General features: G+C 50.1%; 26 protein-coding genes. 5 read left to right on the top strand and 21 right to left on the bottom strand.

The genetic code is table 11. The features are described from left to right. Positions 1–36: 36 nt before the first annotated feature. Entirely contained in the window at positions 37–789 is a 753-nt protein-coding gene (locus DXA36_RS08070) for an SIMPL domain-containing protein (protein ID WP_118678109.1), read from the top strand. 17 nt (positions 790–806) lie between these two features. After that, positions 807–1,226 carry a DUF3842 family protein gene (locus tag DXA36_RS08065; RefSeq protein WP_118678107.1) on the top strand — a complete coding sequence of 140 codons (420 nt, stop codon included), beginning with the start codon at positions 807–809 and terminating at the stop codon, positions 1,224–1,226. Between the two features lie 170 nt (positions 1,227–1,396). On the opposite strand, the gene DXA36_RS08060 is transcribed toward DXA36_RS08065, so the two are convergent. From DXA36_RS08060 to tig, 3 genes are all read right to left on the bottom strand, one after another. Continuing rightward, on the bottom strand, positions 1,397–2,620 hold the full coding sequence (locus DXA36_RS08060; protein ID WP_118678105.1) for a C40 family peptidase: 1,224 nt from the start codon (positions 2,618–2,620) through the stop codon (positions 1,397–1,399). Between the two features lie 131 nt (positions 2,621–2,751). Continuing rightward, positions 2,752–4,143 (bottom strand): asparagine--tRNA ligase, encoded by a 1,392-nt coding sequence (gene asnS, locus DXA36_RS08055; RefSeq protein ID WP_118678103.1) that lies wholly within the window; start codon positions 4,141–4,143, stop codon positions 2,752–2,754. 109 nt (positions 4,144–4,252) lie between these two features. Continuing rightward, positions 4,253–5,506: a trigger factor gene (gene tig / locus DXA36_RS08050; protein ID WP_182478982.1), complete on the bottom strand. Its 1,254-nt coding sequence runs from the start codon at positions 5,504–5,506 to the stop codon at positions 4,253–4,255. 190 nt (positions 5,507–5,696) lie between these two features. Between tig and DXA36_RS08045 the strand changes: the two genes are divergently transcribed. Next, positions 5,697–6,173, top strand: a complete 477-nt coding sequence (locus DXA36_RS08045) for a hypothetical protein (RefSeq protein ID WP_118678099.1) — start codon at positions 5,697–5,699, stop codon at positions 6,171–6,173. Between the two features lie 178 nt (positions 6,174–6,351). Here the strand turns inward: DXA36_RS08045 and DXA36_RS08040 are convergent, their stop codons facing one another. From DXA36_RS08040 to DXA36_RS07985, 12 genes are all read right to left on the bottom strand, one after another. Further along, positions 6,352–7,170, bottom strand: coding sequence for an MBL fold metallo-hydrolase (locus tag DXA36_RS08040; RefSeq protein ID WP_118678097.1), 819 nt, complete (start codon positions 7,168–7,170; stop codon positions 6,352–6,354). A gap of 36 nt (positions 7,171–7,206) precedes the next feature. After that, on the bottom strand, positions 7,207–8,136 hold the full coding sequence (locus DXA36_RS08035; protein WP_118678095.1) for an alpha/beta hydrolase: 930 nt from the start codon (positions 8,134–8,136) through the stop codon (positions 7,207–7,209). Between the two features lie 211 nt (positions 8,137–8,347). Then, positions 8,348–10,522: an alpha-L-rhamnosidase gene (locus tag DXA36_RS08030; RefSeq protein WP_118678093.1), complete on the bottom strand. Its 2,175-nt coding sequence runs from the start codon at positions 10,520–10,522 to the stop codon at positions 8,348–8,350. A 115-nt stretch (positions 10,523–10,637) separates the two neighbouring features. Then, positions 10,638–11,726, bottom strand: coding sequence for an AraC family transcriptional regulator (locus DXA36_RS08025; protein WP_118678091.1), 1,089 nt, complete (start codon positions 11,724–11,726; stop codon positions 10,638–10,640). A gap of 245 nt (positions 11,727–11,971) precedes the next feature. Beyond that, positions 11,972–12,421 carry a DUF1934 domain-containing protein gene (locus DXA36_RS08020; protein ID WP_118678089.1) on the bottom strand — a complete coding sequence of 150 codons (450 nt, stop codon included), beginning with the start codon at positions 12,419–12,421 and terminating at the stop codon, positions 11,972–11,974. A 16-nt stretch (positions 12,422–12,437) separates the two neighbouring features. After that, on the bottom strand, positions 12,438–13,274 hold the full coding sequence (gene murI / locus DXA36_RS08015; RefSeq protein WP_118678087.1) for a glutamate racemase: 837 nt from the start codon (positions 13,272–13,274) through the stop codon (positions 12,438–12,440). A 55-nt stretch (positions 13,275–13,329) separates the two neighbouring features. Beyond that, positions 13,330–13,662, bottom strand: coding sequence for a hypothetical protein (locus DXA36_RS08010; RefSeq protein ID WP_118678085.1), 333 nt, complete (start codon positions 13,660–13,662; stop codon positions 13,330–13,332). A gap of 55 nt (positions 13,663–13,717) precedes the next feature. After that, complete coding sequence (locus DXA36_RS08005; RefSeq protein ID WP_118678083.1) at positions 13,718–14,401, bottom strand: GntR family transcriptional regulator; 684 nt, start codon at positions 14,399–14,401, stop codon at positions 13,718–13,720. 22 nt (positions 14,402–14,423) lie between these two features. Next, the gene (gene ispE / locus DXA36_RS08000; protein WP_118678142.1) at positions 14,424–15,305 is read right to left on the bottom strand and encodes a 4-(cytidine 5'-diphospho)-2-C-methyl-D-erythritol kinase; all 882 of its coding nucleotides are present in this window, start codon (positions 15,303–15,305) and stop codon (positions 14,424–14,426) included. A 332-nt stretch (positions 15,306–15,637) separates the two neighbouring features. Next, positions 15,638–15,700 carry a hypothetical protein gene (locus tag DXA36_RS34385; protein WP_412249459.1) on the bottom strand — a complete coding sequence of 21 codons (63 nt, stop codon included), beginning with the start codon at positions 15,698–15,700 and terminating at the stop codon, positions 15,638–15,640. Continuing rightward, positions 15,697–16,110 (bottom strand): site-specific integrase, encoded by a 414-nt coding sequence (locus DXA36_RS07990; RefSeq protein ID WP_118678081.1) that lies wholly within the window; start codon positions 16,108–16,110, stop codon positions 15,697–15,699. Before DXA36_RS07990 ends, DXA36_RS34385 begins: the two co-directional genes overlap by 4 nt. Positions 16,111–16,278: 168 nt before the next feature. Beyond that, complete coding sequence (locus tag DXA36_RS07985) at positions 16,279–16,521, bottom strand: hypothetical protein (RefSeq protein ID WP_118678079.1); 243 nt, start codon at positions 16,519–16,521, stop codon at positions 16,279–16,281. 458 nt (positions 16,522–16,979) lie between these two features. On the opposite strand from DXA36_RS07985, the gene DXA36_RS07980 reads away from it, so the two are divergent. Together DXA36_RS07980 and DXA36_RS07975 are read left to right on the top strand one after the other, a co-directional pair. Beyond that, positions 16,980–17,201, top strand: a complete 222-nt coding sequence (locus tag DXA36_RS07980; protein WP_321011304.1) for a helix-turn-helix transcriptional regulator — start codon at positions 16,980–16,982, stop codon at positions 17,199–17,201. Positions 17,202–17,274: 73 nt separating this feature from the next. Next, positions 17,275–17,817 (top strand): Uma2 family endonuclease, encoded by a 543-nt coding sequence (locus DXA36_RS07975; RefSeq protein ID WP_118678077.1) that lies wholly within the window; start codon positions 17,275–17,277, stop codon positions 17,815–17,817. Positions 17,818–18,252: 435 nt separating this feature from the next. Here DXA36_RS07975 and DXA36_RS07970 read toward each other — a convergent pair whose 3' ends face one another. The 6 genes from DXA36_RS07970 to DXA36_RS34195 all read right to left on the bottom strand — a co-directional run bounded on the left by DXA36_RS07970 (position 18,253) and on the right by DXA36_RS34195 (position 23,844). Next, positions 18,253–19,812, bottom strand: a complete 1,560-nt coding sequence (locus DXA36_RS07970) for a DUF3794 and LysM peptidoglycan-binding domain-containing protein (RefSeq protein WP_118678075.1) — start codon at positions 19,810–19,812, stop codon at positions 18,253–18,255. Between the two features lie 351 nt (positions 19,813–20,163). Further along, positions 20,164–21,066: a dihydroorotate dehydrogenase gene (locus DXA36_RS07960; protein WP_118678071.1), complete on the bottom strand. Its 903-nt coding sequence runs from the start codon at positions 21,064–21,066 to the stop codon at positions 20,164–20,166. 2 nt (positions 21,067–21,068) lie between these two features. Beyond that, positions 21,069–21,848: a dihydroorotate dehydrogenase electron transfer subunit gene (locus DXA36_RS07955; RefSeq protein ID WP_118678069.1), complete on the bottom strand. Its 780-nt coding sequence runs from the start codon at positions 21,846–21,848 to the stop codon at positions 21,069–21,071. Between the two features lie 87 nt (positions 21,849–21,935). Further along, positions 21,936–23,237 (bottom strand): dihydroorotase, encoded by a 1,302-nt coding sequence (locus DXA36_RS07950; protein WP_118678138.1) that lies wholly within the window; start codon positions 23,235–23,237, stop codon positions 21,936–21,938. Positions 23,238–23,476: 239 nt separating this feature from the next. Further along, positions 23,477–23,686: a hypothetical protein gene (locus tag DXA36_RS07945; RefSeq protein ID WP_118678067.1), complete on the bottom strand. Its 210-nt coding sequence runs from the start codon at positions 23,684–23,686 to the stop codon at positions 23,477–23,479. Beyond that, a complete protein-coding gene (locus DXA36_RS34195) occupies positions 23,683–23,844 on the bottom strand; it encodes a hypothetical protein (protein WP_243114592.1) in 162 nt (53 codons plus the stop codon). The genes DXA36_RS07945 and DXA36_RS34195 overlap by 4 nt, the downstream gene beginning before the upstream one ends. Between the last annotated feature and the right edge of the window lie 284 nt (positions 23,845–24,128).

The raw sequence follows: 24,128 nt of genomic DNA, 5'->3' as shown, positions 1-24,128 counted from the left end.
CTCAGCGTCCGCTCCGGCGGGCAGAAAGGAGTTCTTATGAAAAAAATGATAGTAGCGGCTGCCGCAGCCGCCATGCTCACCCTGAGCGCATGCAACAATAGTGACGGAACCATCGCCGTTGTTCCTTCCGCGGCGGAACCCGATGTAAGTACCATAACCGTGAACAGCAGCGAAAAGGTCAATGTAGTGCCGGATATCGCCGAGGTTGTTTATTCCGTCCAGACGGAAGGCACGGACGCGGCCGGCTGCCAGCAGCAGAATACCCAGGATGTAAACAAGGTAGTGGAGCTTCTCACAAGCCTGGGCGTGGAAGAAGGCTCCATCCAGACTACCGGCTATTATATGAATCCCCGCTATGACTGGAGCAATGATACCCGGAAGCTTATCGGTTATGAGGCCACAACCACACTGACCGTATCGGATCTACTCATCGACCGGCTGGGGGATATCCTCACCCAGTCCGTTAACGCGGGAATCAACAACATCCAGTCCATCTCCTATTTATCCAGCAAATATGACGAAAGCTATCAGGAAGCCCTGCGCCTGTCCATCGAAGCCGCCAGGACAAAGGCAGAGGCCATGGCGGCCGCCGCCGGCTGCCAGCTGGGTGATATAACGGATCTCAGGGAACAAAGCAGCTACAGCCAGGCGCGTTACACGGATAATTCCCTTATGGAAAAAACGAATCTGTCCGCAGCTGCGGATACCGGCAGCGTAACCATTATGCCGGGTGAGCTGGAAGTGGAAGCACTGATTACCGTGGAATACCAGCTGTTTCCCAATTCCTGAACGGAGGGCCGCAACGAATGAAAATCCTGATTATTGACGGACAGGGAGGCCGCATGGGCGGCCTGCTTGCTGAAAAAATAAAGAAAGCCTCCATACCGGGCGCGGAAATCTATGCCCTGGGAACCAACAGTACGGCCACTGCCGCCATGCTGAAGGCCGGAGCCGATTACGGCGCCACCGGAGAAAACCCGGTGCTGGTAAACTGCCGGGATGCGGATTATATCATAGGTCCGCTGGGTATCATGGCGGCCGATGCCTTATTGGGAGAGGTGACTCCCGCCATGGCGGTGGCAGTAGGCCGCAGCCAGGCTATGAAGATACTCCTGCCGGTAAACAAATGCAGCCAGCATGTCGTGGGCGTGGGGGAATACTCCATGTCCGAGCTGGCGGAACAAGCCCTCTCGTATCTGCTTTCCTGCATCCGGGAAAACGGCTGATACCCGGCGGTAACTAAACCGCCTGTCCCCGTCCGTTCCCCGGCCTTTTCCTACGGCTTCCTTCGGAACATGGCAGCGGCCCCTGACGGATGTTAACCTGCGTCGGGGCCGCTGCTGTTTTGTGGCTGCACCGTATGCTGCGTTCCAATCCGGCCGGTCAGCATACGTATCTAGTTCACTATTCTTCTCACCGACAGAATCGGCTTGTAGGTGGCATATCCGTATTTAATTCCCGTTTTCACACTGCTGGCATGGACAATTCTGCCGTTTCCCAGATAAATAGCCACATGTCCGGCATAGCAGATCAGATCGCCCGGCTGTGCCTCTTCATAAGACACTTCCCTTCCCGCGCTTCTCTGGGAAGCGGAATTCCTGGGAAGGCTGTAGCCATATACCTTATAAACCGACTGCGTGAAGCCGGAGCAGTCCGCCCCGTTGGTCAGGCTGGTTCCCCCCGGTACATAGGGGTTGCCTACAAACTGACAGGCATACTGGGCGATATCGCTGCCAGAACCGCTGCCCATTTTGGGCGGTACGGTTTTCGCACCTCCCGAGGTGGCGGGTGTGCCGGAAGAGCTTTGGGAAGAAGATGCATTGTTTTTCTGCTCCGCCGCTTTTTTCTTTGCCTCCTCTTCCGCCTTCTTGGCCTGTTCGGCCGATGCCAGCTTCTGGATCTCCGCATTCTGCTGCTTTATCCTGGCTTTATAGGCCGCCGCCTCCTGCTTTGCCTTAGCCAGCTGGACCTCATAATCCGCGGCGATGGCTTTCTGTTCGTCCAGGGATTCCTGCAGGGATGCTTTTTCCTGCTCCAGCTCATATTCGGCTGCCTCCAGCTCGGATTTCTGTTCCTCCAGGCTCTCCTTCAGTTCGGCCACCTGTTTTACCGTCGCTGCATAATCATCCAGCATATTTCTGTCATAGGTGTAGATTTCCTGCACATATTCCGCCTTGTTCAGCATATCCGACCAGCTTTTAGACGCCATCAGAAGTTCGATATAGCTGGTCTCTCCTTTTTCATACAAATATTGGATCCGTTTTTTCATGGCATAATATTGGGCATCTTCTTTTTCCTTGGCCGCATCATAATCCTTCTGTGCCTGCTCAATCTGCTCCTCCGTATCCGCGATTTCGTCCTCAAGCAGGCTGACGCTTGCCATGATTTCCGCAATCTGGCTTGTCAAACCGCTGATTTCGGCATCCACATCCTCTTTTTCCCCGGACAGGTCATTGATCTGATCATTCAGGGAATCCAGCTGGTTCTGGGTGCCTTTCTTCTCATTTTCCTTCTCCTGCCGCTGCTTCTGAAGGTCGCTGATACTGGTAGCATATGCTGTCTGCGTCATGGTGAAAGCCAATATTAATATCAAAATCAGACTGGTAAATTTCTTCCGCATATTCTGCCCTTCTTACGTATCCATCGGTGCACTTTATCTGTCAGTTTTATTTTCCCTTACAACGAGCCATACGGACGCATTTATGCGTCCACCTGGGTGCTGCGGCGGGGTATTGGACTCAGGTATTTGCCTTATAATTCGCAGTTCTTTACTGTCCTGGGGAAAGGAATGACATCCCTGATATTTCCCATTCCGGTCAGGTACATAACGCATCTTTCAAAGCCAAGCCCAAAGCCGGCATGGCGTGCGGATCCGTAACGCCTTAAATCCAGATAGAAGTCATAATCCTCTTTATTAAGGTTCATTTCCTCCATACGCTTCTCCAGCAGCTCCAGCTTGTCCTCCCTCTGGCTACCGCCGATGATCTCACCGATACCGGGAACCAGGCAGTCCATAGCCGCAACCGTTTTGCCATCTTCATTCAGCTTCATATAAAAGGCCTTGATCTCTTTCGGGTAATCGGTCACAAAAACAGGGCGCTTGAATTCCTTCTCGGTAAGAAAACGCTCATGCTCGGTCTGCAGGTCGCTTCCCCAATGAACCTTGTATTCAAATTCCTCATTGTGCTTTTCCAGGATTTCAATGGCTTCGGTATAGGTCACATGTCCGAACTCGGAAGAAAGTACATGCTCCAGACGTTCAATCAGGCCCTTATCCACAAACTGGTTAAAGAAAGCCATTTCCTCCGGGGCGTTGTCCAGCACATAACGGATTACATATTTCAGCATGCCTTCTGCCAGAATCATATCATCCTTCAGATCCGCAAAGGCCATTTCCGGCTCAATCATCCAGAATTCCGCAGCATGGCGTGTGGTATTGGAATTTTCCGCGCGGAAGGTAGGCCCGAAGGTGTAAACATTACGGAAAGCAAACGCATAGGTTTCCGCATCCAGCTGCCCGCTCACCGTGAGATTGGTGGGCTTGCAGAAAAAGTCCTGGCTGTAATCCACCTTTCCTTCTTCCGTCCTGGGCACATTTTCCAGATCCAGGGTGGTTACCTGGAACATTTCGCCGGCGCCTTCACAATCACTTCCGGTAATCAGGGGCGTATGCACATACACAAAATTCCTTTCCTGGAAAAATCTGTGAATGGCGAAAGCTGCCAGGGAACGGACACGGAAAACTGCCTGAAAGGTGTTCGTTCTGGGACGCAGATGGGATATGGTACGAAGGTATTCAAAGCTGTGACGCTTTTTCTGCAGCGGATAATCCGCCGGGGAAGCCCCTTCCACAAGAACCTCTTCCGCCTGCATTTCAATAGGCTGCTTTGCACCGGGCGTCTCCACAATCCTGCCGGTTACCACAACAGCCGCACCCACGCCTATTTTCGTTATATCCCCGAAATTTGTCATTTCACTGCCATATACAATCTGAAGCGGCTCAAAGAAGGTTCCGTCATTGACCACAAGGAAACCGAAATTTTTGGAGTCCCTGTTGCTTCTGACCCATCCTCCCACAGTTACCTGCTTTTCCTTATACTGTTCTTTTTCTCTGAATAAATCCTTGATGTTTGTCAGTTCCATTTTCACTCCCGCTGCGGCTTTGGCCGCATTTCCAATCTGAGGAGCTGAAAGTGCACTTCTTTCAGCGTTCCCCCTACGTTACTTTTTCGTTACTATTGTTATCCTGCTGTTATTTCGTTTCTGTCTGTGTTTCGGAAGCTGTCTCGGCTGCCGTCCCCGTTTCGGTCTCATCTGCCTGGGCGGTTTCCTCCGCAGATGTTTCTTGAGCCGCTGTTTCTTCCGGCTGGGTATCGGTTATCACCGCATTATCAAAAAGGAAAGACAGCACCTTTTCGGTCATCATATATTCCTTATACCCCTTCAGATCCAGAGCTTTTTTGTATTCCTCCACATCCTCATAGCCATAATCGCCCGCATTCTTTGCAAGCTCTTCATCCATATCCTCATCCGTCACATTCAGGTTTTCCGCATCGGCTATAGCCTTCATGGCGATGATTTCCCTGGAAGCCTGTTCCGCGGATTCCTGGAGCTGTTCCTCTGAAGAACCGGTAGCAGCCATAAAACTTTCCAGATCATAGCCATACATGGCGGCATAGGAGGACATATTGGATTTAATCCTGTCATAGTACCTTGTCACCATTTCAGCCGGAGGCTCCTTGAATTCGGAATTTTCCACCACTTTGGCTAAAATATCCATCTGTGCGTTGGAGTCATGGGTGCTCTGCTCATCTTCCATAAGCAGTTCATACGCATACTGTCTGTATTCGTCAACCGTGCTGCAGTTTCCTTCCAGCCCCTTAACCAGTTCGTCGGTCAGTTCCGGGATAGTCTCCGTATGGATGCTGTTTACCGTAACCGTAAATACCGCTTCTTTGCCTGCCACCTCTTCGCTGGGGTAGCTTTCCGGGAAAGTAACCGTTACATCCCTGGTCTCACCGATTGCAGCGCCGATCAGGCCATCCTCAAAGCCGGGGATAAAGCTTCCGGATCCGATTTCCAGATCGTATCCCTGGGCGGTACCGCCGTCGAATGCCACTCCGTCAATCTTTCCTTCATAGTCAATATTAGTAAAGTCTCCGTTCTGAACGGCCCTGTCCGTAATATCCGTAGTCACCATGTTGCTCTGCAGCACATAATCGATATAGCTCTGCAGATATTCATCGGTTACCGCCGGAGCTTCCGCCGTAACTTCGATGCCTTTATATTCTCCCAACGTCACATAATCCCCTACGTTAATCCCGTCAACATAGGCATCGTCTCCATATTCCACGGTCTCCGTCCCGGTTTCCGCCTGGGTTCCGGTTTCCGTGCTGCTTTCAGTAGCGGCCTGGGTGCTTTCCCCGCTGTCCGCCGACTTGCCGCATCCTGCAAGTACAGAAGCTGACAGGGCCAGTACTGTAATTGTCGTAATAAATTTTTTCATGATTTGTCTCCTCTTATCATTCACAATAGCGCAACCTGCACCGTCTGTCATTGTATCATATTTTTTTCTTTCTTAAAACCCTTAGTTACGGTAATTCACATATATTTAAGAAATAACGGTAACCAATTCCTTGCTTAATCCCCGAAAGTCTGCTACAATATTTTTGCATATAACATAAGGAGGTTTCCACGTGAATACAGTTACTATAGTATTATTAGTCATATTGGCTGTCTTAATCGTTGCGGTTGTCGTTTTATACATCCTCGGAAAAAAAGCGCAGAAGAAGCAGGCCGAACAGCAGGAACAGATCGAAGCCTACAAACAGACCGTATCCATGCTGATTATTGACAAAAAAAGGATGAAGCTGAAGGATGCCGGGCTGCCCGCCGCGGTGATAGAACAGACTCCCAAGCTGCTGCGTGGTTCCAAGCTTCCTATCGTTAAAGCAAAGGTCGGCCCCCAGGTCATGACCCTTGTATGCGAGGAAAGTATTTTTGAATCCGTACCGGTAAAGAAAGAAGTAAAAGCTACCGTGAGCGGTATTTATATCACTGCTGTAAAAGGGCTGCACGGAACCGCTATTGTGAAGCCTGCCAAGAAAAAGGGCTGGTTTAAGCGCAATGTGGAGAAGCTTCAGGAAAAGGCAGGAGCCAAACCGCTGAAGTAAGGAGCCTGTGCACTTGCCTGCAGGGCATAGATGAAATGTGCGCCGTCGGATGCACAAGAGAGAGTTTGAAAATTCATTCCCGCAATTTTCAAACTCTCTCCGGAAAAATAACGGCTGCCGGATGGCATACATCCGGCAGCTATTTTTATGCCTGTTTTATTCCTGCGGGAAGGCTTCGCTATATCCGTTCCCTGTTGTATACAATATTCCCTCTTCCGCCGTCCTTCCGGCCCATCTGAGGGGTCACGGCCCTGGCAATCAGCCCTCTCTTTCCCATAAAGGAAAAAGGGACATCATCGGTATTCCCCGCCTTAATATCCTCACAAACAGCGATTACATCCTCCAGAATCTCCTTATGCCCGTTCCCGTCTCCATGGGAAAGATAAACGGTATCGAATTTCCCTTCCAGCTTTCGGGAAAGTTTTTTCAGGCTTTCCTCATATTCCGTTATCGTTGTGGAGTAGTAATCAAACAGGAATGTGAAATAATTGCACGCATCTCCGAGAAGAACCGAACGCTCCTGAGGAATCAGCATGACCACGGAACCAAGGGTATGCCCCGGGCAGTCGTACACCTCAATGGTGGTGTCTCCCAAATCAAAAACATCCCCGTCCGACAAATCCCGGAAATCCCCGCAGGGTGCTTCGGGGATAAAATCGTCCGGTTCCACCTCCCATTCCAAAGGAGTCCCGGCAAGCCCTTCCTTCCTGAATTCCAGGGAGCAATGATCGTTATAGATCGAATCATCCTTATGGTTCATATACACTTCTGTAAATTCCGGGGCCCCCATGGCATGATCCACATGGCCGTGGGTGAGCAGCACCATAACAGGCTTATCCGTCAGCTTCTCCACGCAGGCCTTCAGGCTTTTGATACCTGTCCCGGTATCCAGCAGGGCGGCTTTCCTGCTCCCTTCCACCAGATACATCAGTTCTCCGCAGAAGCCGTAGATTCTGGTTACCCGGTCCGTTAGTTTTTCTGTTCGAAACTGCAGCATGTTAATCCTCCCCTTATCTGCCTCACCGGCGGAATATCAGATATACTTTCTGATAAACTCCTCCACCGCATCCAGCGCTTCTTCACAGTTAAAGCCTCCAAACCCATGGTTCGCACCCACAAGCTTGACGAATTCCACCGTTTTATCCAGCTCCTTCATTTTTTCATACAAGCGGCAGCTCTGGTTAAAGGGAACCAGCATATCGCTTCCCCCATGCATGATCAACAGCGGCGGCGTCTCTTTGTCCCTTTCCAGATAATTCATGGGTACCGTGGCTTCGGCCAGTTCCGGATTCTCCAGCACATTTTTCCCGCCGATAACACAACCCTCGGGGCTTTCAGGGCCGATATGATCCTGCACGCTGGGATAGAAATTCATTTTCCCAATGTCCGTAGGCCCATACCAGTCCACAATACACCGCACGCACGCCGACTGTTCCCTGTAGGCATCCATATCCGGCTCCCTGTCTCCTGTAAAACCTGCCATCAGCGCCGTATGCCCGCCGCTGGAATCCCCCCACAAAGCCACACGCTGCGCATCTACCCTGTACCGGGATGCATTTATTTTCAAAAACCGGATCGCCGCCTTCGTATCCACTACCTGCGCCGGAAAGGGTGCGGTCTCACTGGGCCGGTATTCCACAATCGCTATGGCATAGCCGCGCTGGCTCATACGCAGAAGGTTAGGCAGATGACAGTACAGATCCTGCTTATGCCAGGCAGACCCCTGCACGAATACCAGCAAAGGCCATTTTCTGTCCGCCTCCTCCGCCGTTTTGGGAATCAACAGCTGCAAATGAAGGTTCATGCCGTCCCTGTTGGCATACACCTCATCCGGCAGGAACTCCACATCATACCCAAAGGTATCCTTCCATCTTACCGTTTTCACCCCCTGCGGCAATTCCTCCGATTCCGGAAACTCCCCCGCCCCCGCCTCAAGCGGCGGGATTACCTTCCATTCCTCCATGTTCCACTCCTCCTTAAGAATCCTCTTCTTTTATTTATCCTTGCCAACTGTTCCGTATTTTTACGGTTATTGTCATTGTACCACAGATCCGCACGGGTTTGAAAATTGCTTTCTGTTCAGAGGTGCAAATAAAAAAGCAGCCGGCCCCCGGAGGTTTACGTGCTCCCCCGGCAGATCAGCTGCCTTACTCTATACATTCCGTCTGGCTTATTTATTGTTCATGGGAATAAAAGATATATTCCCCCGGGCCAACTTCGGTTTCCACGCCGTCAATCACGATAACTGCCGGAGAAGGGGTGGTGATTTCATAGCGGATACGGCCTTCCTCCTGCTTCCACAACGAACGGACAAGACCCTTTCTCGTATCAATAGAAGCTTCCAGCCATTCCAGCCTGGTATCGGGCTGCGGCGCAATCCTCACCCGTTCAAAGCCGGGCGCCTCTTCCACGGTATGGATTCCGGCCGCCTCTTCATATACCCAGTCGGCTACAGCGCCGTAGGCGTAATGGTTGAAGGAATTCATATCCGTACTCCAGAAATCGCCGTTCTCCATGATGCCGTCCCAATGCTCCCATACGGTGGTCGCCCCTTTGGTAACCGGATACAGCCAGGAAGGATATTCGGTACGCAGCAGCAGTGTATATGCCAAATCGGTATGTCCATAGCTGCTGAGCACATGGAGAAGATAAGGCGTGCCCACGAAGCCCGTCTGCAGTTTGCTGCCGCAGGAAACCACCATATCCGCAAGGGCATCCGCGGTCTTCTGCGGATCCTCCGCCAGGTGAAAGTGCACCGCCAGAACATGCTCGGTCTGGGTACGGTAATCGGTAAAGGTCTTACGGAAGGTTTCCACAATATTCCGGTACAGCTCCTCATAGAAGCTCACATCCTCCCCCAGCACTTTTCCCGCTTTCACCACAAGAGAGGTGGAATGGGCATAAAATGCGGAGGCGATGAAATCTGCACGGGAGGATCCCTTATAGCTTCCCACAGGTGCATCCAGCCCCAGCCAGTCTTCATAATGCTCCCCGCCCGTCCACAGCCAGGCATCCTTCGTGGTATCGGTGATGAAGCCGATGTATTTCTTCATGCAGTCAAACTGTCTGGCAAGGATTTCTTTGTTCCCATAGGTGAGATAGATCTGCCAGGGGCAAATCGTAGCCGCATCGTCCCAGGCGGCGCTGCCGCTTCCCACATACAGCGTGGGCACCACATGGCCGATCGAACCGTTGGGAAGCTGATCCGCAGCCATATCCGCCAGCCATTTAGTAAAAAACCGGTCCACATCATAGTTATAGCTTGCCGTCTTTACAAAGGCCTGCGCATCACCGGTCCAGCCCATGCGTTCGTCACGCTGCGGGCAGTCGGTGGGCACATCCAGGAAATTTCCCTTCTGCCCCCAGATGATATTGCTGAAAAGCTGATTCAGCAGCGGATTGGAGGAACGCAGATAACCGGTGCGTTTCATATCGGAATGCACGGCTATGGCATAAAAAAGTTCCGGCTTCGGTGTCCCCGGGAACTGATCCAGGCGGATATAACGGAAACCGAAGAATGTCATTTTCGGTTTATATGTCTGCACTCCGTCACAGCAGGTATAATATATTTTGGCTTTTGCAGCACGGTAATTGGCATTATAAAAATTACCGTCTTTGTCCAGAACCTCCCCGTGGGATATTTCTACCATATCCCCCGCTTTGGCGTCTACCGTAAACTGAAGGTAACCGGTCACTTCCTGTCCGAAATCCACTACAGTTTCCCCATTGGGAGCCGTAAATACAGAAGCGGCCTTCACATATTCCTGTTCGGTAATGACCTCCCCTTCCTGGGGGATCAGGTTATCCGTGGTCCAGTCAAATACGGCAGCCGGAAGATATTCCCCGGCCTCAAAGCTTGCATCAAAGGTTTCTCCGTCATAGATCTCACTGAAACGGATTTTACTTTCCCCCGCCTTCCAGCTTTCATCCGTCCCCATGACAAAGGAATTCCCTTCCGTATCCGTAACCGTTATTTCAGCGAGCAGCCCGGCAGGGACAGCCGCTCTCTGCGCTTTCCCTTCTTCGGTAATCCATCCTGGTATCGGACTTCTGTACCAGCCCTTGCCTACCGTAACGGTAAGGAGGTTTTCGTCCTCCAGAAGCTTAGTAATATCATAAACCTGATATTGAAGCCTTGTTTTATAGGAGGTCCACCCGGGTGCCAGCACATAATCGCCCACCCGCTTTCCATTCAGGACTGCCTCATATACCCCCAATGCCGTCACCTTTAGTTCCGCTTTGGCAATCTGTCTCCCCCATTCCCTGCTGCGGTCAAATTCCCTGACAAAAACAGGGCAGACCTCTCCCATCTCCTGAGACGGTTTGATCCATTTAGCCTTCCATTCCATATGTAATCCCTCTCCGTGCGCTGCAACGCACCTGTTATTATGACTGCCGGACACGCCTATTTGCCCGGCCTGAACCGGCCGGCTGGATAAAAACAGCCGCCGTTACTTCCTGCAATTATAAGCTTACCTGATTTTTCTTGCTGCGGTACTGCTGGGGTGTGCAGCCGAAGCTTTCCTTAAAATTTCTGTAAAAGCAGCTGATATCCGAATATCCTACCGCAGCGGCTACCTCTTCTATGCTGCAGGAGGAATTTTCAATCATCCCCGCAGACTGCTTCATCCGGAATTCCTTCAGCAGGAAACGGAACGTTTTTCCTGTTTCCCGCCGGATATACCGGCTTAAGTAGCCTTCACTTTTTCCGAAATGCTTTGCCAGGGAGGTTAGGGTCACCGTCGTGTAATTCTCACGGATATACCGTACAATCATGGGCAGAGCGGCTTCGCTCACACGGATGCTCCCCATGTTTTCCATCTCCTGCTGGTGGGCTTTCAGCGCCCATCCGAACAAAAGCATCACATAGCCTTTCATCATCAGGCTGCCTCCGGCTTCCCGGCTCTTTTTCTGCAGCAGGCCTTCCTCACACATTTCCAGCACGATCCTGCGCAGGCGCTCATCCCTGCCGCAGCGGACCACCAACACCCGTCCGCTTCCCTTACTGTAAAGCATCTGCCAGAAAAAATCAGAAATGCTGTCATTTTCCAGAAGCAGGCTGTAGAAGGCCTCTCCGAAAGTGCTGCGCTTGAGGATGATATTGACAGTCACCGCATCCTCCTCCCAGGTAAAAACCGCCTGGTTCATTTCCGGAGGGACAACACAAAAGTCCCCCTCTTCCAGCAGTGTCTCCCTGTCCTGGGTCTTACCCTGGGCAAAAAAACGGCATCTGCCCCTGAGCGCATATACCACCTTGATGAACTTCAGGTTATGGTAAAACGGCGGGGCATACCGATCATGGAGAATGATGGAGCATTCCATATTTTCATCCGGAAAGCAATCCTGCTCCGTGAGAAGGTTTCCCATAAATACCGGAGCCGTTTCCCCCAGCGTACAGCCGCTTTTATCGGTGCTGCGGAACCGTTCTTTAAATTCTTCCCAGTTCCATACCACATGCCGGAAGGCCTCCGGGTTAGCCAGGTAAATTTCCCGGCAGCTTTCTTCATAATCCCGCAGCGGGATCAGCCTGTTCTCAATATCCTGATAATCCATACGCCCATATTCCTGTATTTACATTAACTATGGTAAAATAACAGTGTCTGTTACATGATATCTTCCAAAGCCTTTCATTTACTGCTTTCTTACATAGTAAATGCTTTGTCATAAAAAGTCACTATGATTTTTGGCTGTCTTTTTATGACCTCCTGTATCACGAAAGGGCTGTTACGCAAGCACTTGGTAACATGCTTTTTGTAACAGCCCTCCGCCGCATCGTTTCCTTATTCGTTTCCTTATCTTCAGGAAATCAGGCTGATACCCCGGTTTTCCTTGGGACGGATATGCATCTCTATCTTACAGTCTGCGAGATATTCATAATTTACCTCCAGGGCATAGTCCACATTAACCCTGATTTCCTTCTCACTTTCCGTATAGGTTACCTTGCCGGTATCCAGTCCGATCAGGATGCTCCCATAAGGGGTGAGATAATTGGTCATATTTTTTTTATTTTCTTCAAATACCATATAAACATTAACCAGACCCCGTTTGGTCAGGTTAAGTTCCCGATCGCGGAATTTGATTATGTTCTTGGTAGGTTCCTCGTAGCCTTCCATCACTTCTTCGTAAATAACATAATGCGTATCATTTTTCTTATAATATTGGCCCCATTGGATTGTTTCAATCTCTTCACTGTCGGCTCCCTGGTCAAACTGCAGTCCTTTGATGGAAACCATTACCTCTTTTGTCATAGCAAACCTCCTGTTGTCAGTATTCTTCAATCTGAATGGTCTTGGCCGACAGGATTCCATATTTAATGATGGAATTGGCAAAGCGTTTAAATTTTTCCGCTCCGTCACTGACATAAAATTTATATTTATTATCCCCTAAAGCCGGCGCCTGGGGATTCAGCAGCTCATGCGCGGCCAGAAGCTTTTTCAGCTCGGCCGCCGTTTCATAAGCAGGATTCACCAGGGTTACCTTATCCCCCATAATCCGACCTACCGTGGAACGGATAAGCGGGTAATGTGTACATCCCAATATTAACGTATCAATCCCGATATCTATAAGCTCCGTCAGATAACGGGAAGCAATTTCATCCGTCACCGGATCCTGGAGCAGCCCTTCCTCCACCAAAGGGACAAACAGCGGACAGGCTTTTCCGGTTACCCTTGCATCCGGGTTTATATTATGTATGTAATCTGTATAAATCTGGCTTCCAATCGTTCCCTCCGTCCCTATGACGCCGATTTTCCCGTTCGAGGTCACCTCAGCGGCCACCCTGGCCCCGGGCTTCACCACACCGATAATGGGAATATCGATTTCTTTTTCCAGACTGTCCAGGGCATAGGCGCTTGCCGTATTGCAGGCGACCACTATAGCTTTTACCTCCTGGGTACGCAGGAAGCGCACGATCTGCCGGGAATACCTTGTTACCGTATCCCGGGACTTGCTGCCATAGGGCAGCCTGGCGGTATCCCCGAAATAGACGATTCTTTCATTGGGAATCTGGCGCATAATTTCCCGCGCCACTGTGAGGCCGCCGATTCCGGAGTCAAACACCCCGATTGCAGCGCTTCGCAGCTCTGTTTTACTCTGTATCATTCTTTCCTCGATTCCGCCGCCGAAACGGCACTTTTAACCGATGGAAATCTGCCTGTTACCATTCCACTCCCGCAGAATACGTTACCTGGTCATCCTCCCGGAAGCCGGGGGAAGCTTCACTGCTGCCTTCCTCTCTTTTTCCGGACAAATCCGCTTTTTTCCCTTTTTCTTTCTCCATAAAGCTGAAACGGATCGTAACCTCTCCTTTTCCGGCATCCAGTATCTGATAGTAATCCTTCACGTTATCCGCGGATTCCACAGGAGTTCCATCCTCTATTTTCTGATAGGCATCGCCCGCAAAGGTGTATTCCGGATATAAAATATTCCAGAAGCTGCATACAAGCAGCCCCGCTGCCGCGATATCCCGTAATGTGTCCTTATATTTCATACTGTCAGTTCCCTTCCGTTTTGTCTATGGAAAGTATTGACAGCTGCTGCCCGGCTTATACCCGGGATGAGCCCTTATTCTGCTGAATCTGGTTCAGGATGGACTGTTCCTGGTTATAAATATGCATTTTGATCGCACCGGCCCCCGCGTTTTTATCTCTGCTGCTGATGCATCTGTATATCTCTTCATGCTCTTCGATCAAGCGTCCGTGCTGGCTCACGTCCTTAATATATTCCAGGCGGTAGCGGTACATCTGCTGGGAAAGATTTCCCACCATCTGCGCCAGCTTTTCATTCCTGCTGCCCTGTACAATAATATCATGAAGCTCCACATCGGCCTGGGCTATCCGGACAGCATCCTGGGTTTTGGTAATTTCCGCAAAATTATCACAGGCCTCCCGGAGCCTGCCGATCTCTTCCTCCGAAATTCTCTCACAGGCCAGCTCCATCGCCAGCGCGTCCAGCGCCTGGCGCACCTCCAGCACATCCCGCAGGCTCTTCGCGGTGATCTGTGCTACCTCCGCCCCCCGCCTGGGTATCATGGTTACAAGCCCTTCCAGCTCCAGCTTGCGGATGGCCTCCCTGATCGGGGTGCGGCTGACGCCCAGCTTATTGGCAAGATGGATTTCCATCAGCCTTTCTCCCGGCTTCATCTCCCCTTTCAGTATGCTTTCCCGCAGCGTATTGAATACCACGTCTCGCAGCGGCAGGTAATCATTGGTATTTTCTTCAGCTTTCATCTATACTCCCATCTTCTTGCAGTTATTTACGGATACAGGTCTTATCGGAAAAAGAGGTAAGATATACCTGTTTTGCCAGGCCGGCCCTCCGCAGATCCTCACAGGCCCTTGCAGCAAGATCCTTCCTGTCATACAAAGCAAATACGGTGGGGCCGCTGCCGCTCATCAATGCCCCCAGCGCCCCCCTGTGTACAAGGAATTGTTTTATCTGTCCAATCACAGGATATTCCTTCTGTGTTACCGTCTCCAGCACATTTTCCAGCCTCTCAGCCACACCCAGGATATTGCCTTCCCGTATGCTATCCAGGATACCGTCAATATCAGGATGTTTTTCCAGGCTGTCCAGACGCAGGTTTTCATAAACAAAACGGGTGGAAACATGAATGGGAGGTTTGGCTATAATGACCGAACAGCGGGGTGCGGACGGCAGTTCCGTCAGGATTTCCCCTATCCCCTCGGAAAGCGCGGTTCCTCCCTGCAGGCAGTATGGCACATCGGCACCGACCGATACCGCCCTTTTCTGCAGTTCCTCCAGGGTCAGGCCCAGCCCGAAAAGCTCATTCATTCCCGCAAAAGCGGCCGCAGCGTCGGTGCTTCCCCCCGCCATTCCTGCCGCAACGGGTATTTTTTTCTTCAAATGGATAGACAGGCCTTCCCTGATACCGAATTCCTTCCTGAGAAGCTCTGCGGTTTTTACGATAAGGTTATGCCCGTCCGTGGGAAGGGAACGCAGATTGGCGGTCAGCCGCACCTTATCCCCCGGCTGTTTCCGGAAGGTGAGCTCATCATACAGGTTTACCGTCTGCATGATCATCCTCACTTCATGATATCCGTCTTCCCTGCGCCTTATGACATCCAGGCCCAAATTGATCTTGGCCATTGCTTTTAATGTAATTTCTTCCATTGCCGGCTCCCATCTGTGCAGCAGGGTTTCAGCCCGGATAGAGAGGGGACGCCCTGTGCCTGTACCTATTCTGTTCCTGATTGTATACACTGATTGTACTTAAGTATATACAATCAGGGCGGGTTCGTCAATGTTTATCTTTCTTTGCCAAAGGCCCGGAAAGCCGCGTAAATGCTGGGAATAAAGTACATTTGACAGTTCGTCTTAGTTTATGATATTTTATCTTGTTTTATACCGGTTTAATAAGAATTGGGGTACAGATTGGGGTATTTTTATGTTGTCCATTTCCTGCTGTTTTGTGTTGGGAAGCACATGGGAATACAGGTCCATTGTCATAGCAGGCTGGAATGCCCCAAAATTGTTTTCAGTACCTGAGGGCTGCCGCCCTGCTCTATATAGCGTGTGGCGAAAGTATCCCTGAGTGCATGGGGATATCTCGATCACTTGTCCGGCTTTCAGGAGTATCTACCGTGTGTTTTCCTCCCTCTGTCCGGCTCTGGGTCGATGAAATGTGTATCACATTATTGATATAATCCACATCCTTCCATGTTATGGCCGCCGCTTCCCCGACACGCATTCCGGTGCAGAACAGGAGAGGGATTAGTTCATAATACCATTCCGGGCGCAGCAGTTCCACGAAAAGAGTCTGCTCTTCTACTGTCAGGGCCCTGTGATATGTCTCACTTGCTTTTTTTCCATCGTCCTTCAGCGGCTTTACCCCAGCAGCCGGACTTCTGGTTATAATTCCATCTCCTACGGCTGAATTGAGCATGCTTTTCAATGCCCCCAGAGTTTTTTTCGGCATACCATTCTCCTCCTACGTTTCAGCTTGCTGGCCAAAATATTTTTCCACCTCCGCAAAAGCTTCCTGTAGCTCCGTAATCTTATCGCTGCCGATTCTGTTCAGCTCCGCTTACAAACGGACAGGCAGCCGGCAACCTCACTGTTTTCATTGACAGAAGAAAAACCCATCCTAAGGTAAAACACTACCTCTGACAAATCCACAAGTTCCTTCTTTTCCACGCTTGATCCCATTTGTCGGAAACTGATATTCATTTTCCTGTTTTGGATATGCCGCCGCAAAGGAATAGACAATCCGTTTTAACAGCCTATCATTGCTTATCATCAAAAGAAGCCTGCCTATGTATTCCCTGTATTCTTCATTGATAGTCCCATTCATTTCCCCATTATCCTGGGGAAGTTTTTCATAGTGCATTGGTAAAGCCCTCCTATAATTTTTCTTTGGCAGGAGGGATAATACTGTGCTATAATCAGACTATCCCCTCTACATTGGTGTGTGGTCGGGTATTTTCTTTTATTAGCCCTGTGCAGTTGCCGCTGCATGGGGTTTTTAAATACCCTGCGCTTCCTCTTCGGTCCCTCTGGCCTGCAGCTCCTGCTTTCCCTCTTCCTGGATAATCTCCATCTGCTTTTCAATGGCTTTCTTCCTCTCTTCCAGAGTTTTCAGGGTGTTTACCTTCTTTAATAATGTTTTCGGGGTAATAGGCCCTTCAGCCTTTCAAGCATCTTCTGAACTATCGTTTCCGCTCTGGTCCGCTCATCAGTATATGGCTTGAAATTTATGGGGGCTTTCGGCCTTCCCGGTTGCTATTCTCTTGTTTGTTTCTAATTACATATTACACTTTATAGTGTATAATGAAGTCAGGAGGTGATATGATGGCTTTAACTTACGGTGAAAAAATCAAAATACTTCTAAAGAGAAAAGGGTTAACTATTACAGAACTTGCTGAACTACTGGGAACATCTCGTCAAAATCTATCAAACAAATTTGCTCGTGATAACTTTCAGGAAAAAGAAATGATAGAAATCGCGCAAAAATTAGGCTGTACCTATAAAGGATCTGTAATCATAAACGAAACCCAGGAGGAATTGTAAACTCTTTGCCTCCTGTCCATACTAAGGATATTCACAAACCGAATACCCATCACCATGAAAGGAAGTGACTCTTATGCCATTACCGCAGGAAAGAACTTATACTATCGATGATATTTACGCTCTGCCTGATGGGGAACGTGCTGAGCTGATTGACGGCCAGATTTATTATATGGCTCCTCCGGCACGAAAGCACCAACGTATTGTTTTACAATTATCGCGTGTTATATCCGACTATATTGATAAGAACAATGGCCCTTGTGAGGTCGATATAGCCCCATTTGCCGTGTTTCTGAATGGAAACGATAAAACCTATGTAGAACCGGATATCAGCGTTATATGTGACCCTGGCAAGCTTAATGATAAGGGCTGTTCTGGTGCGCCTGACTGGATTATTGAGATCGTGTCTCCCAGCAGCAGAGCAATGGACTATCTGACAAAATTACTCAACTACAAAATTGCCGGTGTTCGTGATTACTGGATTGTGGATCCGGATAAAAACCGCATCACAGTTTATCGATTTGGAATAGATAAAGTAGATGAGTACTCCTTTACCGATGATATCCCGGCCAGCATCTATCCCGGCTTCTCCATTAACCTGTCAAAACTGAATATCTGACCACATGCCTGCTGCCGCCGGATTGCTTCTGAATGGCAGCAGGCTTTTTGTATCCATGTGCTTCCCTTTTTCATTGGACTATATCAGGCAGGCCATTCTTGTCAGCTTGGCCGCCACCAGATTGTAGGTTGCTGGATGGAATTAAGGTCTGACAATATTGTCGGACCTTGATGGGGATCCCTCAATTTTGGGGGACCCTTTTATCGATTTCAAACAACCTGTCAAAACTGAATATCTGATCACACGCCTGCTGCCGCCTGATTATTCCTGAATGGCAGCAGGCTTTTTGTATCCGCGGTACATTCCTTTCCCCAGAACATATTCATCTCTTCCGGAGTATGCCTATCCGGCCGGAGTGCATGCGCAATCGTTGGGATTCACATAAAACAGGAGCATGCTCCCCCCGGTTCATGCTCCTTCACGTGTCTTATGCTATCAGGAAATCCCTTTTACAATCAATAATTTATCGCCCGGATGGATTTCATCCGAAGTCAGTTCATTGATATCCTTGATCTGGGAAACCGGCACATAATATTTTTTGCCGATATTCCAGAGGCTGTCGCCTTCCCTCGCTATATAAGCGACAATGCCGGGCAGGCTGCTGAGCTTATCGGGATCCAGATCCGTCACCTTCACATCCTGGATCATAGGCTCTTCATAATGGCTGAACACAATACCGTGGAAACCCAGGACGGCCTTAACCTCGACCTCATCCGCATCGATCATGGTAACACTCAGATCCTCGGGGACCGATTCCAGCTTGTAGGTGCATTCCGGTGTGATGCCGGGTATCTCCAGTACATAGCTGAAAGGAATCGTACCGGCTATGCTGTCGTAGGGTACCTCCGGATCTCCGGTCCCGTACAGGCTCTTTACCGCTGCCGCCCCGGTAATCCGCAGGCCCTCCTCCACAATCTTGGTTTCCGCCATCTGTATCTCGCATTCGCTGTGACACAGCTGCTGCATTTTAGGCAGGCCTGCCGCAACCTTAAAGCGGCCGGAAATCTTTGTTTTTCCCATATTTTTCATCAGAAGCTGTTTCAGCTTTCCTACGCCGGCGACTGCTTCCATTTCTTTGGTAACCCCATATACATCGGAAAGAATTTCCGTCTGCTCTTCTTCATATATTTTCATATCCAGGTCGAGGACGATTTCCAGACCGATAACCCGCTCTTCCCCGTCGGTATCCGCTTTTACCTCCAGCTCCTTATGCCCGATCTGGCAGGTGATATCGTCCACCATGCGTTCCCTCATCCCCTGGCAGTCCAGCACGCCGCTGAACGGGATCGAAGACTCATACCACATGACAGGGCGGTTCTCCCCTTCTCCTTCGTAAAGGAAGAACAGATGGACCTCTCCCTGGATGGAAAGCTTCCCTTCCGACAGCCGGAACTGTGTTTCCCCCAGCTTGCAGGTCTGCCAGAAAATAGTAAAGATATTGGGATACCCGTTAGGCAGTTCCATTTCTTCACGGATACGGAAAATATCCTTTTTCTGGATAGCCAGGCCGGCGAGATTGATGGTTTTCTGCCTGAATTCCACCGGTTCGCTGCTGCTCAGCTCCACCGCCGCCTCTTCATCATAAAGCTCTTCCACATACAGCCCCAGCCGGATCAGCGCCTGCACGCTCAGTTTTCTGGAGTTTATCATTCCGACACTCAAATCCTCCAGATCCTTTTTCACGGAAACGCTGTCGGTGGAAACCACTCCTTCCATATAAATCTGTTCGTCAAAAGGAATGCTTCCTTCCATGCTGGCAGGACGGCGCACATCATCGTCCGACAGATACAGGACGCTAAATTCCAGCTTTCCTTTGATATACACATGATCCTGCACCGCTCTGATTTCATCGATGACCACTTCCCCCTGCTCCTCGATGAGCTGGTAAACGTCCGGCCTGGAATCCGTGATATTGATATCGTCTTCCATCGTCACCTGCGTACTGGCCTTACATTTAATGCGGTCCATATGTATATTCTTTTTTATTAATTCCATACGAATACCCTCCACGCGAATGCCTTTGTACAATGTATTCGCCGGATGCTAAAATATGACGGCTGCGGGCAAAAAAAATACCGCCGGGGCAGGCCGTAAGGTTCTTTCTCGCGTTTGGGTATCCTGTACCACGCCCTGTGCAGTATGCTGTTCCCCAGATACTGATATACCAAACGTTCCGATGAGCCCAAAGCATCCCATGTGGCAGATAGGCTGCCCCATGGGATTGGTCTCATCTTCACGGTATATAAAGCATCTGGGGAACAGCATACTGCACAGGGCGTGGTACAGGATACCCAAACGCGAGAAAGAACCGGCCGTAACCCCACAGGCGGCATTTTTACCGGTGCTTTATTTCACACATCCGATAATTTCATGGATATCCTGAATCTTCTCTTCCTTCATAAATGCTTCGATCCCTTTCACCACCTCTTCGGTGGCATAAGGATTGATAAAATTGGCGGCGCCCACGGCCACTGCGGTGGCTCCGGCCATTAGGAATTCCAGGGCATCTTCGGCGTTGGATATGCCGCCCATACCGATAATGGGAATGGAAACCGCCCGGGCACACTGGTAAACCATGCGTACGGCCACCGGCTTGACGGCAGGGCCGGACATGCCGCCTGTTTTATTTGCCAGCACAAAGTTCCTGCGGCGGATATCAATTTTCATCCCCGTGAGGGTGTTAATGAGGGAAACGGCATCCGCACCCGCCGCCTCCGCCGCCTTTGCCATCTCCGCAATATCGGTTACATTGGGGCTCAGCTTCATGATAATGGGCTGTCTGGCTTTTTTCTTTACCGCCGCGGTGATGTCGGACAGGCAGTCCGCCCTCTGGCCGAAGGCTATGGCCCCTTCCTTCACATTGGGACAGGAAACATTGATTTCCAGCATATCCACATCCGTGTCCGCCAGACGTTCCACCACCTCCAGATAGTCCTCCACTGTTTTTCCGCATACATTGACAATGATCTTCGTATCGTACTGCTTTAAAAAAGGGATATCCCTTTCTATAAACACATCAATCCCCGGGTTCTGCAGCCCGATGGCATTGAGCATGCCGCCGTATACCTCCGCCACCCTGGGCGTGGGATTTCCGGGCCATGGTACATTGGCCACCCCCTTGGTCACTACGGCACCCAGCTGGTTTAAATCCACGAATTCCCCGTATTCCATGCCGGATCCAAAGGTACCGGATGCGGTCATCACCGGGTTTTTAAAGGTAACACCTGCTATGGTAACTTTTGTATTCATCTTCAACAATCCACCTCCCTGGCTTCAAACACAGGCCCGTCCGTACATATCCGGGCATTATGGACATGGGAATGGGCGTCCACATCCTTTGTTTTACAGACACAGCCCAGGCATGCCCCCACACCGCAGGCCATGCGCTCCTCCAGGGAAATATAAGCCGGGATATCCGCTTCCAGCGCATACTGTCTGACAGCCCGGAGCATAGGCATGGGGCCGCAGGCATAAATGATGTCGGCCTTCAGCCCGTTTTCACGGATGGCGTCCATTACATTGCCTTTGGTTCCCACGCTGCCGTCCTCCGTGGCGATGTACACCCGGCCGTTTTTTTCAAAATCCGATCGCAGGAAGCAATGATCATCCCGGTATCCCACAATTATCTTTTTATCACATTTCAGCTGTTTGGCAAGCTCCAGAATAGGCGGTACACCGATACCGCCGCCTATCAGGAATGCGGTCTGCCCTTCCCCCGCTTTATCCAGGGGGAAGCCGTTACCCAGAATTCCCAGGATATCCACCCCGTCACCTTCCCGGTACGTGGAAAATTCCCCGGTTCCTTTGCCTGCCACCCGGTACACGATACGCAGGCTCCCTTCCTCCTTATCCACCTCGCAGATGCTGATAGGGCGGGGGAGCAGGGTGCTTTTATCCCGGGGATAAAGAGCAATAAACTGGCCCGGTGCCGCGTCCCGGGCTAAACTGGTGCCGATCCGGCAGTCGTAGATGCCGGGAGCGATCTCCCGCTGGCTTAAAACCGTGGCTTTTTCTTTTTTCTTTAGTGCCATTTTCAATCCTTTCTGTTTTTACATTCGCAAATGGTATCCTTCCGTCCATGAGGAACACTACATACCGCCGCATGGATGGAGCCTGCTTTATGATCTAATCCGGTAAGCTATCCTTCCCGCGCATATCGTATAGTGGATCCTTCCCTTAAGTTCCCGCCCCAGAAAAGGCGTATTTGCAGATTTGGAGTAAAAACGCTCCGCCTTCCACGTTTCTTTATCATTAAAGAGAATGAGATCCGCAGGGCCACCTTCCGCAAGATATCCCGCATCCAGGCGGTAAAGTCTGGCGGGTGCCAGGGACAAACGCTCCAACAGCTGGGAAAGGGTCAGCTTTCCGGTATCCACCAGCTCCATAATCCCTAGGGAAAGCGAGGTTTCCAGACCGATAATACCGCTGGGCGCCTCCGTCAGGGGCTTCTGCTTCTCCTGCGCCGTATGGGGGGCATGATCCGTGGCTATCATATCAATGGTATTATCCTGCAGGCCCTCTATAATGGCCTGCCTGTCCGCTTCCTCCCGGAGGGGCGGATTCATTTTGGCAAGACTTCCGTATCGGATAACCGCCTCCTCCGTCAGGGTAAAATGATGGGGTGCCGCCTCCGCATGGACATCCGCCCCCCGCCGTTTCGCCTCCCGTACCAGCGCCACCCCTTCCCGGGTGCTGATATGCTGAATAACCACCGCAGCCCCGGTTTCCTCCGCCAGACGCACATCTCTTGCAATCATATCGATTTCCGCCTGCCGGTCGGAACCTCCTATCCCGTAATACGCACTGGCCTTTCCCCGGTTGATGCCGTTATTCTCAATAAATGCCGGATTTTCTTCATGAAAGCTGATGGGGACACCCAGCGCCGCCGCCGTTTCCATGGCTTTACGCGCTGTTTCTTCCTTTAAAAGAGGGATGCCGTCATCCGTAAACCCTGCCGCCCCTTCTGCCAGAAGGCCTGCCATATCCGTAAGCTCTTCCCCCTTCATACCCATGGTAACATTGGCACAGCTCTTCACATGGACAGACGTATGACTCCCCTTTTCCAGCACATACCTCAAGGTTTCCCTGTTATCCACACAGGGCCTGGTATTCGCCATGAGAATCACCGTGGTAATCCCCCCTGCCGCTGCCGCCCGCGCCCCCGTATTTATATCTTCTTTTTCCGTAAATCCAGGATCACGGAAATGCACATGGGCATCCACCAGGCCCGGAGCCGCAATCAGTCCCTCCCCATCAATCACCTGAAGCATGTCCGCTTCGTCCCCGGAAAAAACAGCCGCCTCGTCTTCCCGGATCGTGTCCCTAATTTTACGTATTTTCTCCCCCTGCACCAGAACATCCTTTTTGGCATCCGTACCGGACGCAGGGTCTATCATTCGTGCATTTTTAATTAACAGCATGCCGTTCTCCTTTACTCTCAAAACCAGCCGGTCCATGCCCCCATTCCCATGCGCTTCCGCCGGCTGCCCGCAAGGTTTTTAACCATTAAGTATTTCTATTGTACCAAGTCGCTTAGGCGACGGCCATACCTATTTACAAAATTTTCACCACGCTTATGTCAAGTTAACGACAAAATTATAAAAGCTCTAGCCAAAGCCAGAACTTTTATATAAGCAACATTTTCACTATGGCCGTGTTCCTAATAGCCGAACATCTTACGAATTTCTTCGTCAGTAGGTTCAGGTTCGTCATTTTCATATTTCTCCGTTGTATAATCCCCAGAGCCTCCGTTATCAAACTGCTCAAGGAACTTAATTGTACCCGTTATCCCCAAAGTCTCTTTTAATGCAATTAATCCTTTTTTCTGAATTTCTGTACTGCTCATTATATTTAATCGCTTTGTAATCATAAATACAGCACCTCCAATAACCACTGATTAGGACCTAATACCCTCGTGTACGTGTTAATACGGTTACAATTATTCATAAATTTTCTATCTGTTGTTAATAATACATCTGCCTTTGCTGCTTCCGCACAGGCCAAATGAATACTGTCTTTATACTTTATATTAGAATTATGCCTTATTTCCTCTGCCCTATCTACTATTTGTAAAGTGATTTTAGTTTCCTCTGAACACAGCCCATATACCAGTTGTAATACGGAATCTTATACAAATCCTGCGTATCATTCATTTCCCTGACAAGCATTTCACTACCAATTAAACGAATTGCTGACTGCTCCACTAACTCCAAAATAGCATAACCGAATTTCTTTCATAGTATATTTGCGAATAGCTTCGGTCATCCAGCAAACGATTATAGCAACAATTATCCAGATAAATTCTCATATAT

The sequence above is a fragment of the Eisenbergiella sp. OF01-20 genome (assembly GCF_003478085.1).
In the GTDB taxonomy this organism is placed as follows: domain Bacteria; phylum Bacillota; class Clostridia; order Lachnospirales; family Lachnospiraceae; genus Eisenbergiella.
The sequence above is the reverse complement of the archived record's forward strand: the minus strand, read 5'-3'. Positions and strand labels throughout refer to the sequence as shown.